This window comes from Thalassotalea litorea (genome assembly GCF_043642205.1).
GTDB lineage: Bacteria > Pseudomonadota > Gammaproteobacteria > Enterobacterales > Alteromonadaceae > Thalassotalea_A > Thalassotalea_A litorea.
In genome coordinates this window covers 35818-45227 of sequence record NZ_JBHZSG010000027.1, presented here as the reverse complement: position 1 = coordinate 45227, position 9410 = coordinate 35818, and the positions used below count along the sequence as shown (strand labels likewise).

The window sequence follows — 9410 nt, the reverse complement described above, 5'->3', positions numbered from 1 at the left end:
CTCTGCAATCAAAGCCTTGTCTAAAAGCCTTTAAATTCTCACTGAGTGAGCAATAATTTAATGTGATTGGTATTACCTAACAGCCCTTGATTGTGCGCTTTCCAACCTCAGTAATACCAATCACCGACTAATGATGTCAGCCTCAAACATTAGGGTTCTTGCCCTTTTGATATCAATGGCCGCGATCAAAAAAGCCTCCGTTCGAAAATATCGATAAGAGGCTTTTCTGAGTTACCATTGCCTTTTTAAATGGCAATGTTATGTAAATTTGTTAAAACAATTCTTTGGCACTAGGATTCGTTACACTTTAAAGAATATTCTTTTCCGGTACAGGTAATCTAACACCCAATAGCTGACAAACAAAAAGCTTATTGCAAACATCAACGAGCCGTTGTAATTACCGAAAACGGGTTGAAACACCTCTGAAAATAACCAACCGCCAAGACTGCTTTGCGCTATCGGGATCATCATTAATAGTCTGGCTAAAACCCCTGCAAACATATAGAAGAAAATGGCATTGGCACCACAAACAACAAATGGCGCACTCCAGTATTTATGCCCTTTAATATCAATTAACCACGTCAGAAATGCCAGACTTAGCAGCGCCCAGCCACTGCTCATCACCACAAAACTTGAGGTCCACAATGCTTTGTTGATGGGAAATACCAGCCCCCAAATTTCACCGACAACCACACATACCAGGCCAACTACAAACATTTTCTTGGCTTTATCGGACAAAGATAAGGCGTTATTAGTCAAAATATTGCCGGTGAAAACTCCGGCCAGACAACCACTGATTGCAGGCAGAGTACTAATTAAACCTTCGGGATCAAATGCAAAGGGTTTAGCGTCTGCATAGTAAAGATGCTTGGCAGCAAATACCCAGTTATCAATGAATGCCGGTAACGAGTTACCAAATTCAAGCAACCCCGTGTAAGTGTTGCCTGAATTGTCACTGTAAGGTACCAGTATCACAAGCGCCCAGTAACCCACGAGTAAACCCATTGCCCACAACCAGCGTCCCAAATTTTGCCAGTATAAGACGATAAACACCGTCGCAAAATATACCAAACCTATTCGTTGTAAAACGCCCATGACGCGCACGGAAAAAAGCTGAGCGTCGACCCAGCTAAACGCCGGATTGGTAAAATTGTAATAAAACAGCGCCAGAAATAAGCCTAAAGCAAAGAGCTTAATGCCTCGAACCAATGCATGTTTGAGTAAAAACAGTTTGTCGGTTCCCTTGGCGAGTTCGCGATTCATCACGATTGCCACGGATACCCCGGCGATAAAGATAAAAAATGGAAAGATCAAATCGGTTGGTGTCCAGCCATGCCATTTCGCATGCGCCATCGGCGCATACACATATGACCAACTGCCAGGGTTATTTACCAATATCATCGCGGCGATAGTGATCCCGCGAAACACATCCAATGCCAGTAAGCGACCTTTCGGTAGCTGGTCAATGATGTTGCGGGCATAACCCGAAATAATATTACTCATAATTTTTTATCTATTTTAGTTTGAACGATTTGGCGCCTGCGCATGACTCTCTGGGGTAAGTTCAATATTGACGGGCAACGTACCTAACGCCGTGATTTTTCCGACAAGTAACTTTGCCAGAGCAGAGTATGCTGGGCCTACGGCCAGGACGTCTGTCTCACCTTGTTGTTGAGCGTGAACATTATATGAGAAAGTCGCGATCAATACATCACTAAAGGGCTCATAGCGCTTCATTTCATAAGGCGCCCGCAAACTGACGAAAATAGTACTTTTATTGTTTTCCTTCGCCAGAGTCAATAATGCTTCAATCTGTTGTTCCTGTTCTTGTTTACTGAGGCGCGGAGCAACAGAACGTTGTAACTCAAGATCTTCCATACCGCCCATTTCCACCGCACTTTGCTTGGGCGTGATGTTGGCAACCACAAAGACATCCGTCTGCAACATATGATGTCGGGTTTGTTGATAGTCAAATTGGTGTAAATCACTGCAACTAACCAACAATCTTTCATTGTTCGCCAATAAAGCATGTTGCAGAGCTCGGCACTTACCTAAATCCGGCATCAATAGATGTACCCGTTGAGTCTCCTCAAGTGGGACCACCTGATTATTTTTTACCAGTACGAGGGATTGTTCCGCTAAATCCTTTTCAAGTCTGCGATGTTCTGGATTTCCCACGACACCATTAGCTATCGCCAGGTTTTTCCGGATTGTTTGCTCAGTGAAATGGCTGTTTATTTGCTGTTTAAGACTGAATATGCGTTCGACGGACTCGAATACCTGCGCCTGGGAAAGCCGACCTTGAGAAACGGCTAATTCAAGTTGATCTAAAGTCTGTGATAAGCGCTTAATGTCCTCTGCCTTGCGAATTCGAAATGGCATCAGCGCGATATCACTGCCGGCATTAAACGTTTCGATAATCGCATCAACCGGTTCAAAAAACTGACTGATACCGGCCATATCCAGTGCATCGGTGATGACAACACCATCAAAGCCCATTTTATCCCGTAGTAAGTCTGTCAAAATTCGTTTCGACATGGTTGCCGGTTTTATCATGGTGCTGCCGTCGCTGGCCGTAAATGTCGAATCATCCAATTGCGGATATTGAATGTGAGCCGTCATAATCATTTTTGCCAACCCAGCATTTATCGCAGTCTGAAATGGCAACAAATCTACGGCGATAATGTCTTCAATCGAGTGATCGACTCTGGGCAACCCGGTATGAGAGTCAACACTGGTATCACCATGACCTGGGAAATGCTTTAATGTGCCAACCACCCCCTGTTGTTGCATCGCATTTAACTGAGCTGCACCCAGTTCCGCCACCAGGCTCGCTTGCTCGCCAAAGGAACGCACATTAATAACCGGATTTTCCGCGTTGACGTTAACATCCACATTCGGGGCATGATTCAAATTAAACCCAAGTGCAGATAATTCCAGACCAAGAATTCGACCGGTTTGCTCTGCAAAATAGGTTCCCGATGCGGCATGAGTTGCGCCAATGGCCATGTTGCCGCTAAACGATGTAGCTTGATCCCGAGGCATACGGGCTACACGCCCACCTTCCTGATCAATTGAAATAAATAATTCCAGGCCTGAATAGGAATTTTTTGCAGCCTGTTGCATATCATAGTTAAGTTTTACCACCTGCTCTACAGACTGAAGATTTTCAGCAAACAGGATTATGCCGCCGACATTACTCTCTTCAATCATGGCCGCCAATTCGGGTGGCAAGGTGGTCAACGGTGTTCGGCAAACCTGCGTGCTGCCATGCCTGATCAACTCATCACTCTGGCAATAGTAGCGTAAATCCAACATGATTTTTTGAGCCAATGCGACTCTTAAGTTTCCCTTCACTTTATTCATAGTGTCAGTCTTGGCACTTCCGCATCCGCTTATTGCCAATATAACCAGTAAACAACTCATACTTTTCAATGACATTTTCATTACGATTTTTCTCAAGGCTTGCAGTGACACTTGCCTGTAAAATTTATTGAAGAAAGAAATTCGCTTATTCATCAATAGCGACCCCTGTATGGAACTTTTTGAAATTATTTAACACTAAGCAATAGACTCGATACAAATAATTTATTATTATGCAAACAGTATACTGGGAATTATATATTCTTTACCAGAACATTTAGAACGGAAAACAATAATGACAACACAGTTCGCTGCTGCCGATTGGATGGTTTTTACCGTTTATGCGTTGATCATGATATCAACAGGGTGGTATTTTAATCGACAAAAATCCGCCAATACCGATGATTATTTTCTTGGCGGTCATAAAATGCCGGTATTTTTAGTCGCCGTTTCAGTTCTGGCGACTTCGCAATCAGCGGCGACTTTTTTAGGCGGACCGGATCAAGGCTATCGCAACGATCTCTCTTACCTGGCGACCAATATTGGTGCTTTTATTGCGGCTTTTTTTGTTGCCATTTATCTCATTCCAAAGTTTTATCAGCACAAAGTTACCACCGTTTATGAACTGCTATCACAGCGCTTTGGCGAAAACGCCCATAAGCAAGCGGGTATCATGTATTTGTTCGGTCGAATTTTTGCCAGCGGCGCACGTTTATATATGGCAGCAATCGCCGTATCGATGATTTTATTTGGGGATATTGCCGCACAGAGTGTCATTATCTCTACACTGGTATTAACTTGCGTCGGCCTTATGTATTCAATCATTGGCGGTATACGCACCGTCATTTATTCCGATGCGATTCAATGTGCAGTCTATGTCAGCGCCGCAATTCTGGTCTTATATTTTTTACTGCAGGCAATACCTGCTGATTTTTCGCAAATCATTGACGCTCTGCGCTACCCGATAGACCGAGAGCAATCTAAATTAACGGTATTTAATTTTGATTGGGATTTTACCTCGGCCGGTGTCTTTACGATCTGGTCATCATTAACAGGATTTGTCCTGCTCAATATTGCCGCATTTGGTTTAGATCAGGATATGACTCAGCGAGTGCTGACCTGTAAAGATGCCAGACAGGGCAGTTTTGCAATGATCTATTCAGTACTTATGGTCATCCCTGTGATGCTCTTATTTATCGCTATCGGCCTGTTGCTTTATGTGCTGTACCAGCGCCCAGATCTGGCCTTTGGTGAGTCCGCTAAGGATATTACTCAAAGTTTCTCCGGCGAGAAAATTACCATATTCATGTATTACGTGCTCAATGAAATTCCGGCTGGGGTTAAAGGGTTAGTAACCATAGGTGTCATCGCTGCTGCCTTATCGACATTGAATTCAGGATTAAATTCCATGGCGTCTGTCTTAGTTCAGGATATCTATCGCCCTTATTTGAATAAGAAAGGCGCGCAAAAACCTGAGCAACATTTTGTCAAAGCCGGACAATTCTGTATGGTGCTGGTGGCATTGGCATTAAGCGCTATGGCAATCTTGTGTTATTACTGGCAGCAATATTCCGACACTCCACTTTTAGCATTTGCACTAAGCGTTATGGTGTTTTCATACAGTGGTTTATTAGGGGTTTATTTCACCGCCGTTTTTACCCATCGCGGCAATGCAACAACCGTTCCTTTGGCACTGATTACTGGTTTTTTAGTTAGTCTTTCGTTTCAACCATATATCATAGATAACGTTTTACCCGCACAGTGGCAGTTCAACCTGGGCTTTACCTGGCAACTATGTATTGGAGCCATGCTATCATTTCTAGTATGCGTTGCAGGCAACAATACCCCTAACTCTCTTAAAGTCAAACAAATGGAGGTTCAACCGTAAATGGCAATTACATACATTCTTGGTATCGACGGTGGTGGAACCAAGACGATAGGTCGTTTACAACACACAGAGACCGGACAATGTTTTGAGGACATAGTCGGTTCTAGTTCGCTGACCAATGATTTCGAGGGAGCGTGCATTGCGTTGTCAGGGTTGATAGATCGTTTATTAGAACGTTCCGCAGTGGCTCCCGAAGAGATTGCCGTGGTGATGGGACTCGCTGGTGCGGGTAACCAAACGCAAGTAGAGCGTCTGCGTAATCGTTTGTCCTACGCTTTTGCGAGTCTTGAAATATTTAATGATGCCAGAACCTCTTTATATGGCGCGAATCAAGGCAACCCCGTTGCTGTTATCGCATTAGGCACAGGCTCTGTCGGCGCTTTGTTGCGTTCAGAAAACGATGAAGAATATGCCGGTGGATGGGGGTTTCCTATCGGTGATGAAGGCAGCGGCGCTAAATTAGGCTTTAATGCAGTCAAAGTGCTTTTACTTGAAATTGATGAGCAACGCGCGAATAAAAGTGAAGTGGCCCGTTATATTCAATCTCAAATTGGCAACCGTCAAGACGATATATTAAATTGGCTACGCAAAGCAAAACCTGCAGATTACGCAGTGTTTTCCCCCAAGGTGTTTGAGCTGGCGCAATCTTGTGATAGAGCCAAAGCGCTTGTCAAAGACCATGCAAGCGATGTCGAAAATCTTATCGATTTAACGGTTAAACAAGAAACCATACCTGTGGTATTGATGGGTGGCCTTGCCGTTTCGACCTTAGCTTATCTAGCTAAGCCATACCAGCAAATGTGTCAATTGCCCAAAGGCAGCTCTTTGGACGGCGCGTGCTACCTGGCTCGCCAACTGGCGGCCAATCAAACCTTAATAAAAACCAAACGCAAGGTTGAAGAAACCGATGAGCAAAGTTTATTGCTCGCACAATTAAATTCCATGGTTTCAGAAGAACGCAACCCAAATACCATGCAGGTAGATTTGATGACATCCAGAGAAATTCTGGAACGCCTTAACGAAGAAGATGCCTATGTCGCCGTGGCCGTGCAGCGTTGCATCAGCCCCATCAGTGATGCGGTTGAGATGATCGTTAATGCCTTTAGCAAAGGTGGGCGCCTTGTTTATATCGGCGCAGGTACCAGTGGCCGACTTGGTATTCTTGATGCCGTTGAATGTCCGCCGACATTCAGTGTTTCGCACAAGCAGGTTATCGGTTTAATTGCTGGTGGTAATGACGCCATATACAAAGCCGTTGAAGGCGCAGAGGATAGCCTTGATGGCGCGGTTAATGATTTAAAAGCCATTAACTTTAGTGCTGATGACGTACTCGTTGGTATTGCCGCGAGTGGCCGTACGCCTTATGTAATCGGTGGTTTAGATTACGCCAACTCACTCGGCGCGAATACGGTGTCTTTGACCTGTAACCCAGGTTCAGAGGTATCTAAACACGCAAAAGTCAGTATTTGCCCTGTAGTAGGCCCGGAAGTACTAACCGGCTCAACCCGATTAAAATCCGGTACCGCACAAAAGCTTGTACTCAACATGTTAACCACAGCTAGTATGATTCGAATTGGTAAGAGCTATGAAAACCTGATGGTCGATGTGAATGCCAGTAACGAAAAATTATACGCCCGTGCGATACGCATTGTCATGCAGGCAACCAATTGTGATCGCGATACCGCACTGGAAGCGCTCACTAAATCCGGTTATAAAGCCAAATTGGCTATTTTACATGTACTCACCGGTGTCGATACCGAACAAGGTAAACAACTACTTGAGCAACACGGTGGTTTTTTAAGACGCGCTGTAGAGGCTTGCCAGCAATACTCACCCAACGTAACGGAGAAATAAGGAAGGTCATGTCAGTTAGCCGACGCTCGCAAGTAACAGGATTAATACTAAAGACATTTTGCATTGTGGTTTTGACCCTTTGTACTCCGTTGACGACATCAGGCGTTCAAGCTAAGGAAGGCTTGATACCTGAATCCTCACACACTCTAATGCCCATCCCGGGTGCCGAGCGAGGACATCAATACCTGAGTGCTCTCAAAGGTAAGCGGGTTGGCGTGATTGTCAATCAGACATCTCGAGTAAAAGACACGCATCTGGTCGATTTTCTTCTGAGTAACAACATAGACGTAAACTTTATTTTTGCACCTGAACATGGATTTAGAGGCGATCACGATGCCGGTGCCATCGTTGACTCGTCGGTTGATCCTAAAACAGGTATTGAAATCCTATCAATATATGGCAGTAGTAAACGTCCCGATGATGCAACGTTAACGCAACTCGATGTTTTAATTTTTGATATTCAGGATGTTGGCCTGCGTTTCTACACCTACATTTCATCCATGCATTATATGATGGAAGCAGCGGCAGACAACGGCATCGAGTTCTGGGTTTTCGACCGGCCAAACCCTAATGGCGCATTCGTCGATGGTCCCATTTTAGAACCGGAATTTAAATCCTTCGTCGGCATGCATCCAATACCTGTTTTACACGGTTTGACGGTCGCGGAACTGGCTCGAATGATTGTTGGCGAAGGTTGGCTAGAAAGTGATAACCCTTTGCCCCTGCATGTTGTAAAGGTGGCAAATTATAAACATACTATGGCCTATCACCTGCCGGTACGACCAAGCCCAAATTTACCTAATTCACAATCTATTGCCTTGTATCCGTCGCTGTGTTTTTTTGAAGCGACGCCAATAAGTATTGGCCGCGGTACACCATTCCCGTTTCAGGTGATCGGCTACAAGAGAGACAGTGACGCTACCATTGGTGACTTTAACTTTACCCCGCACGCGACGCCAGGCGCATCACTCACTCCTAAACTACAAAACATCCCATTGCGTGGCCAGGATCTTCGCCACGCCGACATTCGAGGTTTACAGTTAAACTCGCTGATTGAATGGCATCAAAAATTCTCGGAAAACGACTTAGTTTTTTTTGAACGCGCTGATTTTTTCGATAAATTGGCAGGCACTAAATCACTACGGTTGGCCATTGAAGCTGGTCTGAGTGAAGAGCAGATAAAACAGAGTTGGCAACAAGGTTTAGAACAATATCGGCGCATCCGAAAAAAATACCTGATATATCCGGAGTCCTAAACCAATAAATTATTTATCCCGCATTCAGGAATTGGCTATAAATCTTAAGACGCTTTCTGCTTTAGAAGTCCTGACTTCAGCGCTTGATTTTTTACTCAGTCACATAACAACCGCTCCGAGCTAAAAACGATTAGTGGCTTTGTACAATAAAGTCTCGAACCGCTTTATTCGATTCCTCAACCATTTTTCGAGCGCTCCGCGATGCCTGAGTTAATGCGATGAACAACAGATCAATCACAAATTCCTGAGACGTACGGGATATTATTGATGATAACCGCATAGACGATTGTTCTGCCACCGTATGAAGCTTGATATCAGCATGTTTCATCAATAGGTTATCACTGTAATTGGTGATCGTAATAACATTAGCCCCGCATTCTTTTGCTAATTTAGCGACAGCGACGACATCACTGGTATTCCCGGACTCACTGATACATATCACCAAATCATCCTGGTTGAACGTCGAAACATAGGATAACTGAATATGGCCACTGGCCTCAGCCAATGCCATTTTGCCAATTTTTTGTAACTTGTAACTCAAGTCTTTCGCGACTAACGCCGATGCACCAATACCGCTAACCAATACTCGCTTTGCCGATTTAATCATCTTAACGGACCGTTCGATATTCGCGTCTGTATTCAGGCCTGACGTTTCAATTAATACCTTGTGTTTACTGGCCAGCAGCTTCTTATTCAGCTGTTCAAAATCATCGTTTACGGTAATTTTGCCATGCAACTGGACATCATCGGCTTCAGAATTAATCGCTTCAATTAACGCAAACTTAAAATCCGGATAGCCCTTATAGCCAAGTTTTTGGGTAAATTTAACGATGGATGATTGGCTCACGCCAACCAGCATCGCGAGCTTTTGCGAGGATAAATCTTTGATGACATTAGGGGATTGAAGCGCAAATTCAGCAATTTTTGCTTCATTGGAGGTTAATGATTCACGTATTGCACGGATCTTAACTAGGACCGACATTGGCATTTCCACCGACTAATAAACAATTAGGTAAAATACTACCACAAACCCTGTTTACAGCTCAACG

The 9410-nt window shown here is 44.3% G+C and carries 6 protein-coding genes and 1 pseudogene; 4 read left to right on the top strand and 3 right to left on the bottom strand.

What is annotated here, in order from left to right; all coding sequences use genetic code 11:
- Positions 1-300: 300 nt before the first annotated feature.
- Together ACHUFQ_RS12005 and ACHUFQ_RS12000 are read right to left on the bottom strand one after the other, a co-directional pair.
- Positions 301-1503, bottom strand: coding sequence for an acyltransferase family protein (locus tag ACHUFQ_RS12005; RefSeq protein WP_394175860.1), 1203 nt, complete (start codon positions 1501-1503; stop codon positions 301-303).
- 15 nt (positions 1504-1518) lie between these two features.
- Positions 1519-3366: a glycoside hydrolase family 3 protein gene (locus ACHUFQ_RS12000; protein WP_394175858.1), complete on the bottom strand. Its 1848-nt coding sequence runs from the start codon at positions 3364-3366 to the stop codon at positions 1519-1521.
- A 292-nt stretch (positions 3367-3658) separates the two neighbouring features.
- On the opposite strand from ACHUFQ_RS12000, the gene ACHUFQ_RS11995 reads away from it, so the two are divergent.
- From ACHUFQ_RS11995 to ACHUFQ_RS11980, 4 genes and pseudogenes are all read left to right on the top strand, one after another.
- Positions 3659-5251 (top strand): sodium:solute symporter, encoded by a 1593-nt coding sequence (locus tag ACHUFQ_RS11995; protein ID WP_394175857.1) that lies wholly within the window; start codon positions 3659-3661, stop codon positions 5249-5251.
- Positions 5252-6004: pseudogene (locus ACHUFQ_RS11990) on the top strand (BadF/BadG/BcrA/BcrD ATPase family protein); the annotation flags it as partial.
- Between the two features lie 168 nt (positions 6005-6172).
- On the top strand, positions 6173-7105 hold the full coding sequence (gene murQ / locus ACHUFQ_RS11985; RefSeq protein WP_394175866.1) for an N-acetylmuramic acid 6-phosphate etherase: 933 nt from the start codon (positions 6173-6175) through the stop codon (positions 7103-7105).
- Between the two features lie 44 nt (positions 7106-7149).
- A complete protein-coding gene (locus tag ACHUFQ_RS11980) occupies positions 7150-8361 on the top strand; it encodes an exo-beta-N-acetylmuramidase NamZ family protein (RefSeq protein ID WP_394175864.1) in 1212 nt (403 codons plus the stop codon).
- Positions 8362-8491: 130 nt separating this feature from the next.
- Here the strand turns inward: ACHUFQ_RS11980 and ACHUFQ_RS11975 are convergent, their stop codons facing one another.
- A complete protein-coding gene (locus ACHUFQ_RS11975; protein WP_394175856.1) occupies positions 8492-9343 on the bottom strand; it encodes a MurR/RpiR family transcriptional regulator in 852 nt (283 codons plus the stop codon).
- Between the last annotated feature and the right edge of the window lie 67 nt (positions 9344-9410).